This window comes from Candidatus Omnitrophota bacterium, from assembly GCA_041648975.1.
In the GTDB taxonomy this organism is placed as follows: domain Bacteria; phylum Omnitrophota; class Gorgyraeia; order 2-01-FULL-45-10; family 2-01-FULL-45-10; genus JAQUSE01.
On record JBAZNZ010000014.1, the window covers coordinates 1 to 23,858 of the forward strand.

18 protein-coding genes are annotated in these 23,858 nt (G+C 50.9%); all 18 read left to right on the plus strand.

Annotated features, from left to right (window positions below):
• Positions 1–4,223 (plus strand): DUF2341 domain-containing protein (locus WC592_05230; GenBank protein MFA4981855.1); only part of this gene is annotated, 4,223 nt, incomplete at its 5' end.
• 263 nt (positions 4,224–4,486) lie between these two features.
• Entirely contained in the window at positions 4,487–4,966 is a 480-nt protein-coding gene (locus WC592_05235; GenBank protein ID MFA4981856.1) for a hypothetical protein, read from the plus strand.
• Positions 4,963–5,769: a nucleotidyl transferase AbiEii/AbiGii toxin family protein gene (locus tag WC592_05240; GenBank protein MFA4981857.1), complete on the plus strand. Its 807-nt coding sequence runs from the start codon at positions 4,963–4,965 to the stop codon at positions 5,767–5,769. The genes WC592_05235 and WC592_05240 overlap by 4 nt, the downstream gene beginning before the upstream one ends.
• Positions 5,770–5,940: 171 nt before the next feature.
• Positions 5,941–6,723, plus strand: a complete 783-nt coding sequence (locus WC592_05245) for a nucleotidyl transferase AbiEii/AbiGii toxin family protein (protein ID MFA4981858.1) — start codon at positions 5,941–5,943, stop codon at positions 6,721–6,723.
• Positions 6,716–7,351: a hypothetical protein gene (locus tag WC592_05250; protein ID MFA4981859.1), complete on the plus strand. Its 636-nt coding sequence runs from the start codon at positions 6,716–6,718 to the stop codon at positions 7,349–7,351. The genes WC592_05245 and WC592_05250 overlap by 8 nt, the downstream gene beginning before the upstream one ends.
• A 3-nt stretch (positions 7,352–7,354) precedes the next feature.
• A complete protein-coding gene (locus tag WC592_05255; protein MFA4981860.1) occupies positions 7,355–8,599 on the plus strand; it encodes a CHASE2 domain-containing protein in 1,245 nt (414 codons plus the stop codon).
• A gap of 101 nt (positions 8,600–8,700) precedes the next feature.
• Positions 8,701–9,024: a hypothetical protein gene (locus WC592_05260; GenBank protein MFA4981861.1), complete on the plus strand. Its 324-nt coding sequence runs from the start codon at positions 8,701–8,703 to the stop codon at positions 9,022–9,024.
• Between the two features lie 41 nt (positions 9,025–9,065).
• A complete protein-coding gene (locus tag WC592_05265; GenBank protein ID MFA4981862.1) occupies positions 9,066–10,484 on the plus strand; it encodes a hypothetical protein in 1,419 nt (472 codons plus the stop codon).
• A gap of 18 nt (positions 10,485–10,502) precedes the next feature.
• Positions 10,503–11,804, plus strand: a complete 1,302-nt coding sequence (locus tag WC592_05270) for a sugar ABC transporter substrate-binding protein (GenBank protein ID MFA4981863.1) — start codon at positions 10,503–10,505, stop codon at positions 11,802–11,804.
• 21 nt (positions 11,805–11,825) lie between these two features.
• Positions 11,826–12,503 carry a response regulator transcription factor gene (locus tag WC592_05275; GenBank protein ID MFA4981864.1) on the plus strand — a complete coding sequence of 226 codons (678 nt, stop codon included), beginning with the start codon at positions 11,826–11,828 and terminating at the stop codon, positions 12,501–12,503.
• A 97-nt stretch (positions 12,504–12,600) separates the two neighbouring features.
• Positions 12,601–14,079 (plus strand): ATP-binding protein, encoded by a 1,479-nt coding sequence (locus WC592_05280; GenBank protein ID MFA4981865.1) that lies wholly within the window; start codon positions 12,601–12,603, stop codon positions 14,077–14,079.
• 191 nt (positions 14,080–14,270) lie between these two features.
• A complete protein-coding gene (locus WC592_05285) occupies positions 14,271–14,879 on the plus strand; it encodes a hypothetical protein (GenBank protein MFA4981866.1) in 609 nt (202 codons plus the stop codon).
• 106 nt (positions 14,880–14,985) lie between these two features.
• Positions 14,986–17,265 carry a glucoamylase family protein gene (locus WC592_05290; protein ID MFA4981867.1) on the plus strand — a complete coding sequence of 760 codons (2,280 nt, stop codon included), beginning with the start codon at positions 14,986–14,988 and terminating at the stop codon, positions 17,263–17,265.
• Positions 17,266–17,277: 12 nt separating this feature from the next.
• On the plus strand, positions 17,278–19,113 hold the full coding sequence (locus WC592_05295; GenBank protein MFA4981868.1) for a tetratricopeptide repeat protein: 1,836 nt from the start codon (positions 17,278–17,280) through the stop codon (positions 19,111–19,113).
• Between the two features lie 20 nt (positions 19,114–19,133).
• Positions 19,134–21,215, plus strand: a complete 2,082-nt coding sequence (locus tag WC592_05300) for a glucoamylase family protein (GenBank protein ID MFA4981869.1) — start codon at positions 19,134–19,136, stop codon at positions 21,213–21,215.
• Complete coding sequence (locus tag WC592_05305) at positions 21,212–22,153, plus strand: sugar ABC transporter permease (protein ID MFA4981870.1); 942 nt, start codon at positions 21,212–21,214, stop codon at positions 22,151–22,153. Before WC592_05300 ends, WC592_05305 begins: the two co-directional genes overlap by 4 nt.
• A gap of 17 nt (positions 22,154–22,170) precedes the next feature.
• On the plus strand, positions 22,171–23,055 hold the full coding sequence (locus tag WC592_05310; GenBank protein ID MFA4981871.1) for a carbohydrate ABC transporter permease: 885 nt from the start codon (positions 22,171–22,173) through the stop codon (positions 23,053–23,055).
• Between the two features lie 84 nt (positions 23,056–23,139).
• Positions 23,140–23,856, plus strand: a complete 717-nt coding sequence (locus tag WC592_05315) for a hypothetical protein (protein MFA4981872.1) — start codon at positions 23,140–23,142, stop codon at positions 23,854–23,856.
• Positions 23,857–23,858: the final 2 nt, after the last annotated feature.

The window sequence follows — 23,858 nt, forward strand, 5'->3', positions numbered from 1 at the left end:
CGATTAACGGCGCGGGCGGGACGTGGACGCTTCCGGCGAATACCGCTGTTGCCGAGGCGCTTACGGTCTCCGCGGGCACTTTCGACTCGGACACCAATGACTACACGGTTACCGTAACGGGGCTCGCGACGGTTTCCGGCGGGACGTATCTGGCAAGCTCATCCGCGGCGCAGACGTTTAACGGCGGATTGACCATATCGGGTGGAACTTTTACAGGCTCTGGCGGCGTTGTGGACATAAACGGTGATCTCATAATATCGGGCGGAGCATGCTCCGCCCCTACGGGGACGTTGACCATCTCCGGTAATTGGCTGCAGACAGGGGGGACGTTCGCGCACAATTCAGGCACGGTCAATTTTGACGGAACAGGCGCCCAGACCCTGGAATTCATCGACGGCTTCTATAACCTTACCCATTCAGGGGCAGGTACGCTCAATGTAGCTCTCTGGTATAGCGCTGACTGGACATACAGGAAGACGATTATAATCAGCAAATCAGTAGTATCGGGCGGGAGCGACCTTACCGATTTTCCGCTTCTTATAAAATTCTCGGCCGACGCCGACATCGCGGCGCACGCGAAGTCGGACGGCTCGGATATCAGGATAGCCTCGGGCGATGGCAATACGCTTCTTTCGCGCGAAATAGAGAAATACGACAACGCGACAGGCGAGCTCTGGGTCTGGGTGAAAGTTCCGACGCTCTCCGCGTCGGTTAACACCGTCCTATACCTGTATTACGGCAATGCCGCGGCCGCCGCTCCCGTGGACGACGCGCAGGTGTGGGACGCTAATTACGTGGGCGTGTGGCACTTGAATGACGATGCGGCCAACACCAACGTCAACGAATCCACCTCAAACGGCAACGACGGCACAGCCCAGCAGAATACAGAAGACCTTACCACTACCGGCCAGGACGACGGCGCGCTGACGTTTAATGGGACGAGTGATTATATATCGCTTGGTAACGAAATCATACCCAATGGTTCAACAACATGGTCGTTTGCGGCATGGGTGAATCTTGATACATTGGCGAATGCTGACAGTTGGGATGGGAGGAATGTCTACTATGAGGCGACTTCTGGGGGAATTAATTGGACCAAGTATAGTGTAAATATAGACAGCGGTGGGCATCTTTGGAGCGGTTATCGTGATACTGAGACAGGTGCTTTTATCAATTTTGGCGATTCAACTAATACGATTACTTCTGGTACATGGTATTACTTATCAGTAACAGTGGATACAGTCAACGATATTGCTTGCTATTATGTTAATGGCGCTTTGAGCGATAGTCCGACATTCGCTGGAGACGCAATTATTACATCGGGTACACGAACGCGATTAGGATGGGCGCAGGATGCTCCTTATACAGGTAAACTGGATGGCACTCTCGACGAAGTCCGCGTCTCCGATACCACTCGCTCTACCGACTGGATTGCCACGGAATACAATAACCAGTCTGCTCCCGCGACATACCAGAACGCGCTTGCCGAGATGACCACTTCCTCGACTGCGCTTCCAATAGCCGGCACATTCACCAATTCCGGCGGTGAGTTCAACGCCAACGGCCGCAACATGACGGTTACCGGCAATTTCGCAAATTCCGCGACATTTACGCCGGGAACGAATACGGTTACCTTTAACGGCGTAACTCCTAATACCCAGACCCTCGATATCGGCGCAAGCTCCTTGTATGGTATGGCCCATTCAGGCACAGGGACATTGCAGTTAACCGGCAATGATCTTACAGTTACCAATTCTATCGACCTCTCCGCCGGCACATTTGACTTAAACGGCATGAACCTCACCACAAACGGCGCTACATTCACCGTAGCCAACGCCACCTTAAAACTCCAGGGCGATGAGACCATCGGCACCGTCGCCCCGACACTCGGAAGCGGCTCTACCGTGGAATACACCGCCACATCCGGCTCACGCGCCATAAAGGATTGGGATTACACTAACGCGACCATATCTTTTACAGGCGCGGGGACGTTCGTATTCGGCGAGGACCACACGTTCACGGCGATATCGGATACGGCGGCAGGCTCGACGCTGACGTTCACCGCCGGGATGGAGCAGACCGTTACTGATGACATTACAATCACCGGTTCCTCGTCAAATCCGATCATAATTAACGATAACGGCGCGGGCGCTACACCGAAGCTCTCTGTCCAGGCAGGCGCGACACAGGCCATCACAAATGTCAGCGTTACAAATAACGACGCGTCAGGCGGGGTAACGCTTGTGGCGCGTGGGAGCGGTTCATCATTACATGGAGTTACCACTAACTGGGTCCTCGGCCCGGTGGGCACGACATTTACCTGGACGGGCGCTGTCTCGACGAACTGGAACGCGGCAGGCAACTGGGACGTCGGACTTGTGCCGTCCGACGCGGATAACGTTATCATCCCATCGGGCACACCGAACGACCCTCATCTGGCGGCCGCTACGACTATAGAGACGCTTCAGCTAAATTCCGGCGCCTCGATGTTCACGGACGGGTTCGCTTTCGGCGTCCTGCAGGGGGCCGTTGTGGACGGCGCTCTCGACGCGGGCTCGTCCGCGGTGACGGTCGGCGGCAACCTTACCACAGCCTCCGCCGGCAGAATATTAGGGACAGACACCTATTTTTCAGTAAGCGGTTATGCGGGTACACGGGCTAATCCTATTAGCACAACTATAACCGGCACGCTCACGATACACGCCGGAGGCATGAACGATTACTCGTCGATAGTCCTGTCCGGGACGGGCAAAGTGAATTTCCGGGAGACGATGCCGGGATTTGTATTCATGAACGGCCTCCAGCCGTCCGTGGGGCAGGGGAATTTCCGGGCGCTTTTGGATTCGGCCGATAAGGATCTGAATCAACCTATGCAGAATATTGGTAGGGGAGGTTTAAACCTCCCCTACCTTGAGGGGTTGGGTTACATTGGCGGCGGACTGCCGGGTTACGGTATGGCCGCGCCGATGATGGTTGCGACGCCGGCTGGTCCGGTGATGGCGCCCGCGCCTATGATTGCGCCGATGCCGGTTGTCGCGCCGGTTGTGTTACCCGCGCCTGCGGTTACGGAAAAAATAGAAGGTTCTCGACTCGGCCCGCAGTATGACAGCGGCCTCGCTCGAACAGTAAGAGGGGCTTACGGCGCTCACATGTTGCCGCCGGTGCCGTCATTCATTGGCGCGGCCGGCCAGGCGGGATTACCTCATCCGGTGCCGTCATTTGAGCAGGTTACCGCGCAAACCATATTACCACCTCCGAGGAGTGAATACTTGGACCGGTCACACCTCGGAGGTGATTTCGCGGCTGCGCCGGCGCCGTCGTTTGCCGGGGCCAGGCCGTCGGTGGAGTTTAAGAGCGCGTTGACCAAGGAGAACTTCGAGAACGCTATCGCGCTCGTCGTCCTGCCGGAACTGCGGCCCAGGCCGTCGTTCGAGGGCGCCACTGCGCGGATCGTGTTGCCCGCGCCGCTGCCTATTGAAAAAATGGGACAGTCCCCACCTCCGTCATATCAAGGTCCGGGGACAGTCCCTATTTTTTCGCCTCGTCCGTCGTTTGAAGGCGCCGGAGGCGCGTCGGCGGTGCCGGACAGGTTCAGCCTCGACGCGTTTAAAGGCGTATTTTATATAACGGAGTTGCCGGAGAGGCCGTCGTTCGAGGGCGCCACTGCGCGGACCGTGTTGCCCGCGCCTGTGGCCGCGCCGGTCGCGGCGAGAGCGAAGGAGGAAGCGGGTCGATACCTCGACAAAAGCTCGGTATCGACCCTGAGCTCGTCGAAGGGTCGGGAAGGTTCTCGACTCGGCCCGAAGTATGACACTGGCCTCGCTCGAACAGGAATAGGTGAGTATGACGCTGGCCTCGCTCGAACAGTAAGTGAAGGTCCGGGGACAGTCCCTATTTTTTCCGCGGTCCCTATAGGCGAGGCGCGGATGCCTTCGGCGCCGTCGTTCGAGGGAGTTACAAGCGCGGCGTCCCTGCCAAAGGCTTCGGTTTTCGAAGGAATCGCGGGCGCGGCGTCCCTGCCGAAAGCTCCGACTTTCGAGGAGATACGCGTTTCGGCGTCGCTGACCGGCAAGGGCGGCGTAGGGCGATTCAGGGAAGCATCCGCCGCTGTCTCGCTCGAGTTCCCGGGAGGCGGGAAGATAATTCCTACATACAATATAGGCGTGCCGCTTGGAGCGGAGAAGCCGCTGTTAGAGCCTAAGGTGAAGAGGGAGAAGGAGTGAGGCGCTATTAAATTATATTGCATTAAGTTAACAAATATGATAATATAACGTTATGGCCTCGGCTTGAGGCCTCGGCACTTAGCAAACTGAAAGGCTTAACTAACTTGAAATTCGAAGAATTTATTAAAATCACTAAAAATTTACCTGTAATCGATACGGAAATACTTCTTGCCGGTATCGAGGAAACGAGCCCTCTACGAGTTCAAATCAGCCGTTGGAGGAAGGCAGGCAAACTTATTCAGGCTAAACGGGGGGTTTATTTATTGGCCGAACATTACCGTAAAGTAACTGTCTATGAACCTTACCTCGCGTCGGTTATTAAAAAACCTTCATATATCAGTTTAGAAAAAGCGCTCGAGTATCATAGTTTAATTCCCGAATCGGTTACGGTATTTACTTCGCTTACTACCGCGCGTTCCGGCAGATTTACCTCATCGGCGGGGACTTTTGAATACAGGCATATCAGAGAATCCCTGTTTTGGGGATACAATTCCGTTACCGTGGGCGGACAGACAGGTTTTATCGCTTCTCCGGAAAAGGCCTTACTTGATTTTTTTTATTTTAGGAGAACGGGTGTTACCATGGAATATATCGAGGAATTAAGGCTCCAGAACGTCAAAAATATCGGGCTCGACAAGCTATTTAAATACGCGGAACGGTTTAAAAAGCCGGGAATTTTGCGTTTCGCTGAATTGCTCAAAAAATATATCGATTCATACGACAAAGAGGAGAATGCGCTGTGAAAGATTATGCCCTGGAGCTGGCGTCCCGGCAAAACGGTTTTAACGCCAAGTTAAATGTCATGAGAGAATACATCCAGGCGTACGCCATGAGTATTTTATATGATGAAGGATTCTTCCGAACGACGGCGTTTTTAGGCGGCACCGCTTTACGGTTCCTCTATAATCTTCCGCGCTTCTCGGAAGACCTGGATTTTTCCATCGCGAATAAGAGCGAGGGTTATTCTTTCGTGAAAATCGTCGAGAGGCTTAAAAAAGAATTTTCACTGGCAGGATATGATATCTCCGTGACATACAACGATAAAAATACGGTCCAAAACACTTTTTTGAAGTTCAGGGCCTTATTATATGAGGCGGGGATTTCGCCGCTGAACGATCAGAAATTTTCAATCAAGATTGAAATCGATACCAACCCTCCGGAAGGCGCCGTCCTTAAAACCGGTATCGTGAACAAATATTTTCCAATCTCTTTTTTATCTTATGACATTCCGTCCCTCTTCGCCGGTAAACTGCACGCTATCTTCTCCAGAAAATATACCAAGGGCCGGGATTATTTTGATTTAGGCTGGTATCTTTCCAGGTGGAAAGATTTATCGCCTAATATTACATTACTGCGGAACGCACTGAAACAGACCGGTTGGATCGGCGATATGCCGACCGAAGGAAATTGGCGCGAGTTTTTATATGAAAGCGTTAAAAAAACCGACTGGAAGGGTGTGAGGCAAGATGTTAAAAGTTTTCTCGAAAATCAAGCTGATATGGACGTATTTTCTCAAGAAAATCTCCTTATGTTAATAAAAGATTAGCCGGAATTACAGCGGCCTCGCTCGAACAGTAATAGGGAAAATGACATTTTGTATTGCGATTATAGCAGATGTAGGCATTTCATGAAATCATTTGACAAAATGCCCGTTTGTGATAGACTTTATAATAAAAAGAAAACTAATTTAGTTATAACTAAATAAAACAACTTATTTATGGCGCCCTATAACTCTTTACAATTACGGGAGATATTCCATATAGAATTCCTAAGATCGCTGGCGAGGGCGATGAAGGGAGAAAATTACGCCCTCAAGGGCGGCGCGAATTTACGTTTTTTCTTCAAAAGTTTCCGCTATTCCGAAGATATGGACCTGGACGCCTCCGGCGTAGGCGTCGCCGCTCTCAAGGATATTGTAATGAAGATACTTGACGACGGCGCCTTCAGGGATAACCTGAAGCCTTTCGGCATAGAAAGGGTAGTGCCGTCGAATATAGTCAAAGCGAAACAAACGGGGACGACACAGCGTTTCAAGATTCATCTTATTACATCTTCGGCGGAAGACCTCTTTACCAAGATCGAATTTTCCCGCAGGGGATTTTCCGGTGATATCAAAGTCGAAACGATAGACGGCGCTATTTTACGGACATATAAAATCGCGCCTTTATTAGCGCCGCATTACGGAGCGGAATCCGCTGTCGAGCAAAAGCTCCGCGCCCTCTCCGGAAGGACGACCGTCCAGGCAAGGGATATATTTGATCTGTATATACTGGATTCTCAAGCCGGCGCGCCCGTCAGGCGGCCTGACGGCATGGACGGGAAGACGCTCGATAAGGCGGCCGAACGCGTATTCGAAGTCGGCTTTGACCAATTTAAAGATACCGTGGTGGCATATCTGGACGGAGAGGATCAGGCCGCGTATAACAACGCCGCTGTATGGGACGATATAAGGTTGAAGACATCGCAGTTTATAGAAAAGGCGCGTAAATATCATGCGTAGGCTGTCGATACTTTCGGCATTCAAGAAAGTGGGAAACCGTGTTTTTACCACGCGTGAAGCCGCTTTGATATCCGGCAAATCATTATCCGGCGCCACCCAATCCCTCAATAATCTGGCCTCCGAAGGCATTATAATCAAGATTCGCAGGGGCATATGGGCTCCGGAGTCGGAAACGATAAGCGTTTATGACGTCGTGCCGCATCTATTTCCGAAACATCGCGCTTACGTGTCGTTTATAAGCGCTCTGCATCTTCACGGAATAATAGAGCAGATCCCTCATGTAATAACACTTGCCTCAACGGCCCACGCCGCGGCCATTCGCACGAATCTCGGCGTCTTCCAGGTCCATCATATATCGCCTTTGTTCTTCGCCGGGTTCGGATGGTACAGAGGAAGCGGCTCCTTTCTTATCGCCGAACCGGAAAAGGCGCTGGTGGACAGCCTGTACCTCTCCGCGTATAAGAGGAAACGTTTTGGATATTTCCCCGAGCTTTACTTTCCGGAAACGTTTAGTTTCAAAAAGGCAAAGGCCTGGGCCGATAAGATACCGAGCCAAAAAGCGCGGACGCATGCCGTTAAACGGCTTGAAGAATTGTTTCCGAAGGTGAGAAAGGAAAATAGAAAATAAAATATGAAACCGCCGCTTTCGGGATATCCGTATATAATGAAACCGCTCTTTTATCATATCCAGAACGCCGTATTGACCCTATTGGTAAGCCTCGCGCTTTGGCTTATCGTTATCGCAGTTTCCAATCACATAGGGTTTATGTCGCGGATCAACTGGAAGATATACGATATCCTGACGCGGATAGAATACAATATCGCCCGTCGTCCAGCGGCGGATGGCGTCGTCCTTATAACTATCGACAATGATACGCTCGCGGCTGTCCACGAACGGTGGCCGTTCTCGCGCTCAAAATTCGCGGCTGTCGTGAATAACCTGCGCGGCGCCGGCGTTCGCGCGATAGGGTTCGATTTTATTTTTTACGGCCGTTCCACGCCGGAAGAAGACGCCTCGCTCGATACCGCGATAAAGGAAGCAGGCAATGTCGTGCTCGCGGCGGCTATCGACGAAGAAGGCAAGCTGCGCGCGTCCGCGCCTTTCGGCGCTTCGGCCTCCGCAACCGGCCTGGTAACGAAGCTTCAGGAGTCCGACGGGATCACGAGAAGGGAATTTACATATCTTACGCGGGACGACGGCAATGCCGGCGTCGTCCTGTCGTGGAGTCTTGGCCTCCTCGGGACAGCCAGGAAAGACCTGTTATGCGGCCTGCGCGCGGGCAACGGCGTGGTAGAGTGCCGCGAGGCAGGAGGCGGCATATGGAAGATACCTGTCGATGATTATTCGAAAGCGTATTTGATCCGTTTCCACGGCCGTACATCGGATTATAAAAGGGTTTCTTTTTACAACATCCTGAAAGGGGACTTCGACCGCGCCGCAATGAAAGACAAGGTGGCGATCATAGGATTGACGTCTTCGATATTCGGGGACTTCCACAACACGCCGATCGGCTGGATGCCGGGGGTTGTGTTGAACGCGAACGCGTTTTCGACCCTGTATAAGCGCGACTTTTTGACCATGATGCCGAAAGCGTTAAGTATGTCGCTTGCCCTCGCGGCGCTATTTGCCGCGTCCATACTTATCTCTCTTTTCGGGTTTAAAAAAACATCTATTTTTATTATCCCGGCGGCGGTTCTCTTCTTTATGGTAAGCTATTTTATCCTGACAAAAGGATATGTATGGAATTACATCCGTTTTCCGGTAGCCCTGGCGCTGATACCCGTATTGAGCAAGAAAATTGTGGACTTAATACTTCATATATGGTTTACTATTATATTAAGAAAGGGGATATGGATATGGAAATTAAGGAATTAAGCAAAAGGCGCGGGCTTCTTTTTTTCTTTGCTCTCATTTTTTTTGTTATATGTCCTATGTCTTGTTCCTTTCAGCACGGTGATGATATCAAGCTTGTCGATATGAAAACCGCCATGGGCGTTGACGATAAATACATGCCCGTGAACCCCATGAACGTATTTCCCGACGGCACAACCCGTATATTTTGCTGGTTTTCATGGAAGGATGCCAGGAAGGATGTAAAGATCCTGGCCAGGTGGCGTTATGTAACGGATGATATATCCATACTGGACTACACTTTCGCTATCCCGCGCAAAGAAGGATCCGGCAGCGTTTCTCTGGCGATGCCTGAGGGCAAGACCCTCCCGCCCGGTTTATACAGGGTTACATTGAACGCCGGTCACAGAGAACTGAAATCTCTCGAGTTCAATATTTCCGGAAAATAACGGTTTGGGCTGATAATCAGATAGGAGGCAGAATGTCGAATATGGGTAAGATTGTCGCGGTCTTTTTTACTGTGATTATCGCAAGCTTTCTTTTGGTAAACCCGGCATTTTCTCTAGACGAAGCATCTCTCGCAAAGCCCCAGACAGCAGTCCAATCCATGGTCAAACAGGCCGCCAAGGAGACCCCTTCAAGCGGCACCGATAAGGTGGAAGCTATGGAACAGCCGCCTGCCGAAGGATTGAGTTTCAACCTTGAAGGCCCCATCGTGAAGGCCCCCGCCGCCAAAACGCCTGAATTGAAGAAGATAGATATTAACAAGATAGGCGCCAGCGCTTACTACGAGACATACGAAGGCTTGCGGCTTTTGAAATATTTCACGGTCGCGCAGAGGGTGGAGATATACCAGGAGCCCAGGCCGGTGGACGCCTATATCATGGACGCGAAGAAGATAAGGTGGCTGCACTGGAACATGCCGTGGAATGAGAAGGTGCGCTATAGAGAACAGATCCAGCCTATCTTCACCAGGGCATACGGCACCGAGATCACTATGAGCGACCCGAAGGACAAAGAAGGGCAGTGGCGGTATACCCATGATTACCGTCAAATATATCATAACCAGTTCCCCGTATACCAGATGAATCCGCAAGCGAACCGCAGAGACATCATTTACACGTGGAATACCAACTACAAGGCTGAAGAATGGGACCAGAACGAGATCCTTATGATGCATTCGAAGCACATAGACGGGATAGAGTGGGATTACACATCCAACTTAGGGTATCGTTATTCGACTATGGACGCTAAAAATACCGAAAATACCCACTCTTATTACGAGAACAGGCATACGCTTTTCTGCAGCCTTTCCCTTGTGCCGAACCAGAGGTTCGAGACGTTTTCACAGCTTGAATACTTCAAGTCCAGGCGTCCCAAATCCACATTTCCCTACAGCCCCGACCATTGGTTTATGGCGCAGGAATTGCGGATGCGGTCCAAGGACTTAAGGACGAGTTTTATCCCGAGGATAAGCTATTCCCAGGACCGTTATTATCCTACAAGGAACAAGTTCCATAAGACGGAGATGCAGCTAAGGTGGGGCCATGACTGGAACGAAAAGTTGAACGGCAGTTTTACCTACAGGTATGTCCTGGCTATGAGGAATGAGGTTGACAATAAGGCGCCGACATATCTGGTGGAAAACGCTGTTAACGATATGGCCGCATGGACGGGATTTGAGTCGCGAGGACAGTACAATGTCTACGACCGCCTGTGGATCCAGGGCGGGCTCGATTATTCCGTCGGAACGAATATGTCCGATTTCGATAACCTGGGCCTTCTGGCGGGATTGGAATATTACGCGCCCGGCATGATACGAGTCGACGTTGGCTGGAGAGGGAACCAGTACTATAATATAGATGATTACATGTCGTCCGTATATTTTAAAGTCTATTTCTTCATGTAGCCGGAAAGAAGGATAGGCATGTATCCCAAAAAGCTATTAGCGGCATTGGCGGTATTGGCAGTGCCGCTTTCTTTTTTTATAGCGGGTTGTTCCGGCGATAAGGCCGGGACGGCCGCGAACAAACCCGTCGAAATAAAAGTGGCGTTCTGGGGCGCGCCCGATGAATTGAATATAATAAATGGCATCATAAGCAAATGGCAGGCCGCTCATCCGGAGATCGCCGTGAAACTTGAACATACCCCGTATCGCGGCTACGTGGACAAGCTCCTCACCCGTATAGCAGGCAGGGCCGCGCCCGATGTTATATGCACCGAAGTAGACCTCTTTGTCACGTTCCAGTCCAAGAACGTCCTTCTCGACCTCAACCCGTATATCAAAGACGATCCGGAAATTAACATAAAAGATTTTTATCCCGAGATAATCAACAGGTTCACGGTTGACGGCAAACTGTACGCCCTTCCCAGGGATACGGCGCCGTTCGCCTGTGTCTATTACAATAAGAAGCTCTTCGATGAAGCCGGCGTGCCGTACCCGACCGACGGCTGGACTGTGGACGATATGCTGGAGAAGGCGAAGAAGCTGACTAAATTCGACAGCGAGGGCAGGCATATCCAGTACGGTTTTTACGCGTGGGCATGGCAGAATTTCATCTACGCGTTCGGCGGAAGTATCGTCGACGATGTGAAGAAGCCGACGAGGTGCACGCTTGATTCGAAGGAATCTGTGGAAGGGCTGCAGTTCTACGCCGACCTCATCAATAAACATAAGGTCCACCCGTCGTTTATAGCGATGACTAACCTGGCGATGGGCGTCCAGGGCATGTTCATGACGAGGAGGCTTGCCATGTTCTCCTCGGGCATATGGGAGACGCCCGGTCTTAGAAAGATAACGGATTTCGAATGGGATGTCGTCATGTTCCCCAAAGGGCCCAAAGGCGTCAGGGGGTTCGGCACAGGCGGCTCGGGCTACTGCATATTGAAGGACACCAAATACCCTCAAGAGGCCTATAAGGTCTTAAAGGCGCTTACCTCAAAGGACGCCCAGATGATGCTCGCCGATACAGGGTTGGCCCAGCCGGCGAGAAAGGAAATAGCCGAAGGGCCGCATTGGGTAGGCGATAACAACCCCCCGAAAAACAAGAAGATGCTGAACGACGCTATGAAATATGTGGTCTACGACCCGTTCCATCCGGCCTGGAGAGAGGCGAGGGAGATGTATATCAACTCGGAGCTGGACCTGCTATTTAACGGGAAGAAGACGGCCCGGGAAGCGGTTACCGCATTCATAGGCAAGGTTAATGCTCTGCTGGAGAAGAAATAAACTAAAAAGCGGAAAGTCGTCATGAGAATACTTGTAATAGAAGATGAAAAGAAGATAGCAGATTTCATAAAACGCGGGCTTAAAGAGGAGGGCTATGCCATAGATACGGCCCATGACGGCGAGAAAGGCCTTTTTCTTGCCAAGACGAACGACTACGACTTGATACTGCTCGATCTCATGCTCCCGAAGATAGACGGTATAACCTTATGCAAGCGGTTGAAAGAAGAGAAAGTACCCGCCCCTGTAATAATGCTGACGGCAAAAGACACGGTAAGGGACAAGGTAAGCGGCCTCGACGCCGGCGCCGACGACTACCTCACCAAGCCGTTCGCGTTCGAAGAACTCCTCGCCAGGGTCCGCGCTATCCTCAGGAAAAAGCAGTCTCAGGCCGTGACGAAGCTTAAGGCCGAAGACCTTGAGCTGGACCTCTTTACGCATAAAGTGACGCGCTCCGGAAAAGAGATCGAGCTTACGGCGAAAGAGTATTCGCTGCTCGAATACCTCATGCGGAATGCGGGCTCTGTAGTGACAAGGACGATGATATCCGAGCATGTATGGGATATCGATTTCGATACATTCACAAATGTCATAGACGTGTATATAAATTATCTGCGTAATAAGATAGATTCCGGGAGCGGGAAGAAACTGATACAGACGATCCGCGGCAGGGGATATATGCTGAAAGATAGTGATAAGTAGTAAGTTATAAGTTGTAGGCAGGAAGTTTATAAATAATTATTCTTTAACTTAAAACTTAAAACTTACTACTTACAACTAACACGAGCCTGACTATTTTATGTTCTACAAGTCCATCCGTTTCAAGATGACGATAGTCTACATGGTGATACTGGCGGTTACAATATCGTCATTCAGCGCCGTGCTCTATCATTATGTCCGGCGCAGCCTGAACGAGAGTATGGACACCCTGCTCCAGTCGAAGGCGGAAGGCATAATATACGCTATCAGCACCTACTGGGCCGCGGAAAGGCTCGGGACGAAACGGTACGGCGCGAAGCCGGAAGCGGATACGAAAGACGGGGCGGTGGATTTCGCGACGATGGCCCAGCGCTGGGTCCAGGCGAGGTCCATGGACCCCAAGCTCCTCGACATCATCGTTAAGATATTCAACGCAGACGGCGCCCTGATAGTCTCGTCTAAAAATACTCAGGGCATTACTAATGTCTCGGAAGAGACGCTTGCGGCGGTCCTGCAGGGCAGGAGCTGTTTCGACCACCTTACCTCTTCATTCCCTACAAAAAAATTCCTGGTATTCAGGGTATTTATAGCTCCCGCTGTCGAGAATAATAAGGTCGAATATATCGTCCAGGTGGCGAGCCCGATGACTTCAATACAGACGGCGCTTAACAGTATAAAGGTCATCATCTTCCTCCTGATCCCGGTCACGATCCTGGCCACGGGACTGATGGGCGTATTCCTGGCGGGGCTGGCGCTCCATCCGGTCGATAACATGATAAACACCATCCATGATATAACCGCCGAGAACATGAAACTGAAGATAAAGGTGCCGGAGACCAAAGACGAGATACAGAAGCTGGCCGAAACATTTAACGATATGCTCGGCCGTCTCGATAGCGCGTTCACGACACAGAAACATCTCTTCGAGGACCTGTCTCATGAGCTGAAGACGCCGCTTACCATATTAAAAGGCGAATTCGAGGTAGTGTTGAAGAAGATGCGTTCCAGTGAGGAGTATGAAACGATACTCCGGTCGAGTCTCGAAGAAGTCGACAAGATAACCAGGCTTGTGGAAAACCTTCTGATGCTGGCAAGCTTTGAATCCAAGAAGATATTGCCGGAAAGAAAGAGCCTGGACCTGAACCTGCTGGTCCAGGGCGTCGCTAACAGCGTAAAGACCCTCGCGGAAGAGAAGAAGATAGGATTGAATGTCGAGCAGCATGACCGTATTACGTTGAACGCCGATGAAAAACAGATCAAGCGGCTCGTATTGAATCTATTGGATAATGCCGTCAAATATACCGAGCCCGGAGGAAAGGTCGCCGTGGATATCAGGCGGGACGGCCAGAATGCTAAAATGACGGTAAAGGATACTGGCATCGGCATACCCAAGGACGAGATCGGCCGCATCTTTGACCGGTTCTACCGTATTGACGACGCCAAAGGCGGCCATGGGTTCGGGCTGGGGCTTAGCATAGTCAAATCCATAGTCGATTCTCATAAAGGCTCTATTACGGTCGACAGCCGGCCCGGCGCGGGGACCACCTTTATTGTCACTTTCCCGGCACCCATTCATTAAAATCTTTTAATCTCATACTAATCGAACCTTAATCTGGCCTGATGTATAATTTGTAGTGTAGGATGAAGCGGAGTGCTTCATCTTTTGACACGTGTTAAGATACTTCGGCAGCTACAATCCTCCCGTTGGTCGGATTGTTTAACGCTGCCTCAGTATCGAATTTGCACGCAAATTCGAAAGGAGGAGTAGTTATGGTAAAGAAACTACTAAACGCGGCTATGGTGTTGGCTATGGCAGTCCTTCTGCTTGCGCCGGCGGCTATGGCGGCGGAGAAGGACAGCTCCAACGAGCTGATGATCGCCGATTTTGATACCGGCGAGAAGCCCAATAGTATAGGCGGTGATTTCGGAGCATGGAACAAAGATCCCACCGATTTTACGCAGGGGTGCACGGAATCCTTTGACAGCGTTAACAGGTACGGCGTCAAGGGTTTTTGCATGAAGCTGGACTACAGCGTAGATTCCAAGAACCCGGCTTACAACGGTTTTTGGATGAATCTACAGAACCTGGACGCGACAAAGTACGATAATATCGCCATGAAGGTGAAAGGCGACGCCAAAGTCGGTTATACCACCGTATTTAAGGTAGAGCTTAAGAATGCCGCGAAGCAGATCGGCCGTTATTACGTAACTAATATCACCGATCAGTGGCAGGATATAGTGATACCGCTGAAGGCGTTCAAGGGCATCACCGATTACTCGAACCTCACCGAAATAGTCGTGGTATTCGAGGACAGGGTAGCGTCCAATAAGAAGGGCGTTATTTACATAGACGACATCAGATTGACGAAGAACAAATAATACCGGCACAAATATACCGGCATCAGACAGGAGAGAGGCCGCGATATCGACAACCTGTTTATACACGGCCTCTCTACCTGAATGCCGAATATGAGGAAGATAGGCGATGAAGCTTTTATCTGACACAAGCCGGAGGCTGTTTTCGATATCTTTTTTTTGCGTACTTTTCGCCGGCTTTTTAAATTTATCATTTGCGCAGAATGAGACCTTAGGCGAAAAGACGAAATTCGTCCCACCGGCCATCATATATAATTGCGACAGCGGAAGTCTCATAACCAACATTGGAAGCCTCTCAGGCGGCGATGAGACTCTGCCCGGCACCACATTCACCACCCTGATACCCGACGAAGATTACACAAAAGGCCGTTCCGGCTACTCCCTGAGGCTCGATTTCGACGTATCGAATCTCGGCGATTATTCTTTTTATTGGATAAAGCTCGGCAAAGAACTTACGGACAAGAAAGACGCCACCGCTCCGCTGGATCTACGGGGCTACGACTACCTGTCGTTCTGGATAAAGGGCGCCCAGGAGGGCGGGAACGTCAAAGTTGAGATGCATCAGGATATCGACAACGACGGCGTATTCATGTTCGACAGGGACCTGACGGGTTATGTCTACCTGAATGCCTATATAAAGAACGGCATTATAACGAAAGACTGGCAGAAGGTGCTGGTGCCTTTAAAAGATTTTTTCAGGATCACCGATTGGTCAAAGGCGCTGGAGCTGGTATTTGTCTTCGAGAATAAGGTAGGGAACCAGAAAGGCGCCGTATACATCGACGACATATTGTTCGGCCACAGGCAGGAGGATGTCCTTTCGGCCATAGAGATGAAAGAGATAGCCGCTCCGGTAGAATCCAGCTTTACCGTAAACGGCGCAGGCGCGAAACAATGCCCCGCTTTTAGCAGTATGAATACACTCGAAATAAAGGCCGAAAGCCTGAATGAAAACCCGTTCCTTGAAAGTGTCAGGTTCGAATACAGCATCGATAACGGCAACTATAAGACGATAGGGGCGGATTACGATGTGAGCAAGAAAACATACAAAGTGGACTGGCAGCTGGATAACACCAGGGAGCCGTATAGTTACAAGCTGCGTTCCGTCGCTACGGATATCCGCGGCAACGAAAAAGCGACAGGTGTTTTAATAGAGTGCGGCGTTAAGCCGATGACCGACGACGAATTTCTGAACCTTGTGGAGAGGAAGGCGTTCGAATTCTTCTCCGAGCACCAGGACCCTAAAACAGGGTTATTCGCCGATACGTCCGGTGGAGGCGACGCGAGCATAGCCGCGACAGGGTTCGGCCTCGCGGCCCTGTGTATAGGCGTCGAGAGGAATTGGATAGACAAAGAGACCGCCGGGAACCGCGTCGCGCTTGCCCTTAATACTTTCCTGCCGCAGGCCGGCCGGGAGGAGCCCATGGCGGAAGGAAGATACGGATTCTTTTATCATTTCCTTAATATGCACAACGGTAAGCGCGCCTCCAGGAGCGAGATATCCACGGTCGATACCGCTATATTGGTAGCGGGCGCAATCACGGCCGGAGAGTTTTTCGGCGGGGAGGTTAAGGACAAGGCGAACTTTTTATACAGGAGGGTCGAGTGGGAGCAATTCCTTGATAAAGAAGAAGGGCCGTGGCGCAACCTGTTTTCCATGGGATGGTCTCCCGAGCGCGGTTTTCTTGAATCTTACTGGGATTATTATACGGATGAAGTCCTCCTAATATCGCTTTTGGCCATCGGGTCGCCGTCGCATCCCGTCAATCCGGATACGTTCTACGCCTGGGCCAGGAACAAGGGATCTTACGGCGAAGGCAAACCTTTCATATACAGCTGGCACGGCGCGCTCTTCTCTTACCAGTACGCGAATTGTTTTTTCAATTTTCAACGTCTCGTCGATAAGCAGGGAGTGAACTGGTTCGAGAACTCGACCAACGCGACTCTGGCCAACAGGCAGTTCTGTATAGATAACGCCGAAAAACATAAGGGATTCGGCCCGAACAGCTGGGGCATAACCTCTATGGCAAGGCCGAACGCCTATACGATGCATTTCGGCGTTCCTCCTACGGGAAGCGGAGAGCCTCAGCTCGACGGGACGCTTTCCCCTACAGGGCCGGCGGGGTCGATCGTATTTACGCCCTATCCTTCTATGTCGGCCCTGAAATATATGTACCTTAATTATCCGAAATTATGGGGCCAGTACGGTTTCAGGGATTCATTTAACGCCGACCTTAACTGGTATGCCCCGGCCTATTACGGGATAGGCGAGGCGATGATCCTTATTCCCGTGGAGAACTTCCGCTCCGGGTTTATATGGAAAAATTTCATGAAAAATAAGTTTGTGAAAGAAGCCCTGGACAAGGCGGGGTTCGTAAAAGAAAAATAAGGAAAGATAAATATGAAAAACATATTGCTCCGCGTAGCTGTAACAGCGTTATTTTTAACCATAGGCGCAGGCTCCGGTTTTTCGCAGGAAGCGCCTGCCGCAGGCGCCGCGCCTGAGAGAAAACTTAACCCCACAGCGGATTTTGACGGCGACATAGCCAGGATGCTCAGGACTGACGATGAGGGGCAGGCCATGGCCGCGTTTGAAGGAGCGCTTTCTAAATGCAAGACGTACGACGATTACGAAAAGTTCGCCTTGGATATGAAAAAAGCGGTAGCGGATAAGCCTGACCTGAAGCGCGCAGACATATTCTATTACGCAATAGCGCGGATAAGGATCGACCAGCTCTCTTTCCTTTCGAAACAGAACGATATCGAGTCGGGCAGGCTCTATATGAACGTTAATGAGGCTTACCGCAGCGAAGCTATCGATTATCTGGGCAAGGCAACGGCCGGGACAAAATCAAAGGACTTGTTGCTGGATATCAATTTCCTGAAATTCCTGATTTTGAAAGAGACCTTCCAGCACCAGAAGATAGACGCTTTTCTCGATGAGGTGGCAAAGGAGATAACCTCGTACAGCTCCGACGCTTCAAAGAACAAGGACGTACTGGCCCGCATGGAACAGAAATTCAAAAATAAGGGGCTTTCGGATTACGCCATGAAACTTAAGCTGATATATGTCGCGAAAGTAAGCCCCGAAGCCGCCGAAGAGATCTTCGAGGACATGAAGAACGGGGCCGACCGCGCGTTCTCGCAGGGAAACACGAAAGAAGCGGCCATGCTGTATGATCAGTATATGAAGTCGGGCCGGCAGTACTTTAAGAAAGAGAAATGGGCCGGCGGCGTGATGGAGATAGCGGAGAAGTATTTTTCCGCCACAAGATACAGGGACGCGAGAGGCTATTACGAATTCTATCGCGACAATTACCCTGACTCCAGGGTGATCGACTACTGCGATTACAAGATAGGACTGTGTTATTATAATGAGAAAAATTTCCCGCAGGCAATATCGGCATTCGAGAGTTTTATCAACAGGTATAAAGGCGGCGTATGGTTCGACAGGGCGTTCGAGGCCCTGTGCAGGCTTTATTTCATGTCGTATACGAAAGAGAGCGCCATAACGAGCCTCCAGCGGCTCATTGATAATTATTATCGCAAGAATATAGGCGACTACGCGCGGCTATTGATAGCCATATTGCACTACAACGACCATGAATACGACATCGCCATACCTATATTAAAGAAGATACCGCAGGACTGCGTATATTTCAATGACGCCGATACGCTGTTGACCGACATCAACGATATAAAGAAAGAGAAGAAGCAGCCCTCTTACAGCTACGGCACAAAGGATACCTACAAAGTATGGGAGCAGTATATGCCGACAAGCTCCGAGCTGGCCCCTTACGAGGCTAACGGCCCCGCGGAATTGCTGAAGATATTCAAGAAAGACCAGGATGTAAAGATAATACCGGACGGTGTTAACGAGTCCGGGATCCCCGAATACAAATTAAAAGGCGGCACAAAGATCAAACTGGTGCTGGATCCTCTCGCAGACCTCGACAGGTATATGAATTATCAGCAGGACCAGGAAGACATAAGCAGGCTGCCGAAGAAACTGGATGAGGCGGTCGAGAAGGACCTGATTTCGATCAGCTGGAGCTGCGAAGGCGGGAAATTCTCCGACGAGAACGAGACAAAGATAAAGATATGGGAGGCTCCTTCGGCCCCGGGGTCGTACAAGATCTCGGCGATCGTAGATGACCTCGGCCTGGTGCGCAAGCCGGACAGGGGTTTGAGGAAAGACGCAGCAAAAGAGCTGGTCGTCATAGTTATTGTCGGGTAGGGCATAGGAGAGATCTGGTAATGAGAAGATTGCCGTTGGCATTGTCCATGGCCGTGGTCACAGCATGTTTTATCGCTCAGAGCTCTTGGAGCGCCGGAAATAGGGACGCTGCGCCGCCGCCCAGCCGCGTCGTCATCGCGGATTTTAACAGGGACAACCTGCAGAACAACCTGAACGGCGAATCGGGCACGTGGGTCATGGATACGGAAGACAAGAACCAGTGGGTCAGGGCATCCTTGGACGGCATCGTAAGAACCGGTGACCGCGGCTCTTCCCTGAAGCTTGAATACAGTGTTAACTCTCCCAATGGCGCGACCGACGGGTTCTGGACCAAACTCGGGTCTTTTGACGCAAGCTCGTTCGATCATCTGGAATTCTGGGTCAAGGGCGACGCGAAGAAAGGTTTCACCGGGACATTTAAGGTCGAATTCAAAAAATACGAGAAGAAACCGGGTGACGAATACGAAGAGACGCTCGAAGCCAGCTACATCGTGAAAGGCGTTACCGGCGAATGGCAGAAGTTTTCCGTGCCCCTTAATGTCATGAACGGCATACTGGACTGGCGCGATATCAAGGAATTCGTGATAACTTTCGAGAAGCGGCGTGTCGATAAGCCCGAAGGGACGCTCTACTTCGACGATATTGCCCTGGTAAAGACCGGGAACCCGGGGCCCAAGATAACGGATATAGTCCGCCACAAAAAACAGAAGAGCGACAGGCCGCTAAGTCCCGAGGAATTCGCGAAACTTTTAATATCGAGGCTGGGAGGTTTTCCGAAGGATGTGTATGTAAAGAAAGAGTTCCCGAAGGACGACAGGGCCCTTCTCATCGAGGTGGCCAGGGACACATGGAAATATTTTGATAACATCGTCGATAAGGAATATGGCCTTCCCATAGACAATATAGGGTTTACCGGCGATGCCGCCGTATCCAAATATACCCGTATAGGGGATTACACCAACATCACGAACATCGGCATGTACCTGATGTGCGTAGTGTCCGGCTACGACCTCGGGTTCATCTCAAAAGAAGAGGCCGTGAAAAGGCTCTCGCTGGCCCTTGACTCTGTAGACAGGATGGAGAAGTATAAAGGGTTCCCTTATAATTATTATGACATAACGATATTCCAGAGGACGAGCAACTTCATATCTTTCGTCGACAGCGGCTGGCTTGCCGCGGGTATTATAGTAGCAAAGAACGCTTTTCCCGCCGAACTCTCGAAAAAATGCAGGAAATTGCTGGACGCCATGGACTTCTCGTTCTTCTACGATCCGGTGAGCGGTTATATGTACCACGGCTACTACACCAATATCGAGTATTATTCGGAATACCATTACGGCGCTTTCTACACCGAGCCGCGCGCTATAAGTTACCTGGCTATAGGCAAAGGCGATGTGCCCAAGGAACACTGGTTTATGCTGTCACGAACGTTCCCGGAATCGTGGTCATGGCAGACTCAAGAACCGAAAGAGAGAAAGAAGAAAACGTACCTCGGGTATAATACGATAGGCGGATACTACGTCCATGACGGCTTAAAATATGTGCCGAGCTGGGGAGGGAGCATGTTCGAGGCGCTCATGCCGCCGCTCATCCTGAACGAAAAAGAACTGGCGCCTAAAGGGTTAGGAATGAACGACGCCGTGCACGCGAAGATACAGGTGAAGTACGCGCTGGAGGAGCTCGGGTATCCGGTTTTCGGCATGTCTCCGTCCTGTATTCCTGAAGGCGGATACGCCGAATACGGCGCCAGGCCTCTCGGCATAAAAGGATATAAGCAAGGTGTAGCCGCGCCCCACGCCACATTCCTGGCGCTCGAATTCGAACCTGTGGAGTGCGTAAAAAATATCAGGTACATGCTGGCGAAATATAACGCGTACGGCGAGTACGGTTTTTACGACGCGATAAATGTGAATACGGGTAAAGTCGCCGTTAAGTACCTGTGCCTTGACCAGGCGATGTCTTTTATAGCCCTGAACAATTACCTGAATGACGGCGCTATAAGGAGAAGGTTTCACGCGGATCCGATAGCCAAGAACGCGGAAGAGCTTTTGAAGGCAGAAGACTTTTTTGGACCGGAAACACCGGAGAGCCTCGAGAAATGAGATTGAAAGGTTCGGAAAAAGAAGCGATCGCGGGGTATCTTTTTATATTGCCGAATTTCCTGGGGTTTATCGTATTCACCCTTGTGCCCGTAGCGATGTCCCTTATCCTGAGCTTTGTAAGCTGGGATATGCTGTCGAACCCTAAATTCGTGGGACTTGTCAACTTTACCAGCCTCCTTGGTTTTCACAGGGAGGGCGCAGCTCTGGCGGCGAACGACCCGCTTTTCTGGAAATGCCTGGGCAACACAATATTCCTGATGATAATCATCCCTATCGAAATAATGGCTTCCCTGGCGCTGGCGCTGGTGATGAACAAAAAAATAAGAGGCATAAACGTATTTAAAACGATCTATTTTCTGCCGACCATAACGAACGGCGTCGCCATTTGCCTTCTGTGGGCGTGGATATATAATTATGACTTTGGCCTGTTGAACAGTATGCTGGTGAAGATCTCGAACCTGGTCCAGATACCTTTCAAGGGGGTGCCGTGGCTTACCTCCGAGGCATGGTCGAAACCGTCGCTCATGTTCATGGGGTTGTGGGTGATGATGGGCGGGTATAATATGATACTTTTTCTCGCGGCGCTGAAGGGCGTGCCGAAGGAGCTTTATGAGGCCGCGGAGATAGACGGAGCCGGCAGTTGGGCCAAATTCTGGCGGATAACGTGGCCGATGATAAGTCCGACGACGTTCTTCATAGCGGTAATGGCGGTCATCGGAGGGTTCCAGGGCGGTTTTATGCAGGCCTATATAATGACGGGCGGCGGCCCGAACCGTTCGACGACCACATTGGAGTACCTTATATATAACCACCTTTACAGCTGGCAGCATGTCGGATATGCCGCGAGTATCGCGTGGTTCGTATTCATAGTAGTATTTATCATCACGGTCCTGAACTGGAGATTCGGCGGGAAGCTGGTCCAGTATTCTAATTATTGATACATAAGGGCATATTCATGAACGATGAAGCGTTGCTGGGTAAGATAGCCAGGGCCAGGCGTCGGGAGAGGACGCTGGGAAAGGCTGTCTGCTACATAGTCCTGGCGGCGGGCGGCGTCACGATGATACTGCCGTTCCTGTGGATGCTTTCAACATCGCTGAAATCGTACAACTCTGTCTTCATATTCAACCTCACCGAGATACAATGGATACCGGATCCGCTGTATCTGAAAAATTATATCGACGTATGGAAAGTGGTGCCGTTCGCGAAGTTCTATCTCAACAGCATCTTTGTGAGCTGCGCGGTGACCTTCGGGCAGGTCGCGACTTCAAGTCTCGCGGCGTACGCGTTCGCCCGGCTGCAGTTTCCCGGGCGGGACAAGATATTCTTCGCGTACCTGGCGACGATGATGATACCGGGTTCAGTCACTATGATACCCGTCTTTGCCCTTATGAGGACGTTCGGGTGGATCGATACTTACAAGGCCCTTATAATACCGGCGATATTTACTGCCTACGGGACTTTTCTATTGAGGCAGTTTTTCATGACGCTGCCCCGCGATCTCGAGGACGCCGCGAAGATAGACGGCTGCAGCCTTTGGGGGATATTCTGGAACGTTACGCTTCCTCTTTCCAAGACGGCAATAGCGACGTTGACGATATTCGTCTCTCTGGGTAATTGGGTAAGTTTCATGTGGCCTCTCCTGGTGACAAATTCCGTGGATAAACGCACTCTCCCGGTAGGGCTCGCGTATTTCCAGGAATTGTATCAGTATGCGCAGCCCGACTGGGGGCTTCTTATGGCAGGGTCGCTCGTTACGATGGTGCCTGTTATAATAGTCTTCCTGTTCAACCAGAGATTTTTCATAGAAGGAATAAAACTTACCGGTATGAAAGGTTAGGCCCGGGTTCAATTTTGAGCAGTAATTAACCTGATTTATAACACTTAATAAAAATTATACATTATGGTAAAAACGGCGGGAGTGATGAATAAAAATACGAAGCGCGACGAGATGAGAGTGACTGTCCATGATGAGATCGCGAGGACATATTTCAAATTATCGGAAAAAGAGAGCGGCAAAAAACGGCCGCCGTCCCGCGCTCCATGGATCGTGGCCGCGGCGGCTATCATACTGGCCGCTGTAGTCCTTGTCTCCAAGAGCAGGATAGACGTTAAGATCAGGATAGTGGGCGAGGTCCCGTCGGTAAGGTCGGCCGTCGGCGACGGCGGCGAAGACGTAGGCATGCTTCTCGCGAAAGGCGCTGAGGCGAACGGTAACTTAGTGAAGAACATATCTTTTATGGGCGACGCGAAGCATTTCAGCCGCGTTACAAAAGAACAGATAGTCCTCTGCAATACCAGGGGCCATGGCTGGGCAGGCTATGCGATAGAGCTGAAAGAACCGATAGACCTCGGCAGCTTCGACCTGACGTTCACCGCCCGGGGCGACAAAGGCGGGGAGTACTTAAGCGTATCGATCGTCGACTCCGAGAACAGGTCATACATGATAGAGAAGGAGTCCCTGGCGAGGCTCACAAAAGACTGGAAACGCTATAAGATCGAATTTGCGGCTGTTAAGAACGCGATAGATCTAGCGGCTATCGTATTGATAAGGTTCGAATTCGGCAGTCTCACCGCGGGCAACAGCCCGTCGGCTACGATATATTTAAAGGATATATACGCAACGAAAATAAAAAAATGAGG

Bases quoted from the DNA above. Each gene is read 5' to 3' on its own strand.
- WC592_05265 (MFA4981862.1), top strand. From the start codon at position 9,066: ATGGGTAAGATTGTCGCGGTCTTTTTTACTGTGATTATCGCAAGCTTT.
- WC592_05290 (MFA4981867.1), top strand. From the start codon at position 14,986: ATGAAGCTTTTATCTGACACAAGCCGGAGGCTGTTTTCGATATCTTTT.
- WC592_05250 (MFA4981859.1), top strand. From the start codon at position 6,716: ATGCGTAGGCTGTCGATACTTTCGGCATTCAAGAAAGTGGGAAACCGT.
- WC592_05305 (MFA4981870.1), top strand. From the start codon at position 21,212: ATGAGATTGAAAGGTTCGGAAAAAGAAGCGATCGCGGGGTATCTTTTT.
- WC592_05245 (MFA4981858.1), top strand. From the start codon at position 5,941: ATGGCGCCCTATAACTCTTTACAATTACGGGAGATATTCCATATAGAA.
- WC592_05280 (MFA4981865.1), top strand. From the start codon at position 12,601: ATGTTCTACAAGTCCATCCGTTTCAAGATGACGATAGTCTACATGGTG.
- WC592_05315 (MFA4981872.1), top strand. From the start codon at position 23,140: ATGAATAAAAATACGAAGCGCGACGAGATGAGAGTGACTGTCCATGAT.
- WC592_05285 (MFA4981866.1), top strand. From the start codon at position 14,271: ATGGTAAAGAAACTACTAAACGCGGCTATGGTGTTGGCTATGGCAGTC.
- WC592_05310 (MFA4981871.1), top strand. From the start codon at position 22,171: ATGAACGATGAAGCGTTGCTGGGTAAGATAGCCAGGGCCAGGCGTCGG.
- WC592_05275 (MFA4981864.1), top strand. From the start codon at position 11,826: ATGAGAATACTTGTAATAGAAGATGAAAAGAAGATAGCAGATTTCATA.
- WC592_05295 (MFA4981868.1), top strand. From the start codon at position 17,278: ATGAAAAACATATTGCTCCGCGTAGCTGTAACAGCGTTATTTTTAACC.
- WC592_05270 (MFA4981863.1), top strand. From the start codon at position 10,503: ATGTATCCCAAAAAGCTATTAGCGGCATTGGCGGTATTGGCAGTGCCG.
- WC592_05260 (MFA4981861.1), top strand. From the start codon at position 8,701: ATGAAAACCGCCATGGGCGTTGACGATAAATACATGCCCGTGAACCCC.
- WC592_05255 (MFA4981860.1), top strand. From the start codon at position 7,355: ATGAAACCGCCGCTTTCGGGATATCCGTATATAATGAAACCGCTCTTT.
- WC592_05300 (MFA4981869.1), top strand. From the start codon at position 19,134: ATGAGAAGATTGCCGTTGGCATTGTCCATGGCCGTGGTCACAGCATGT.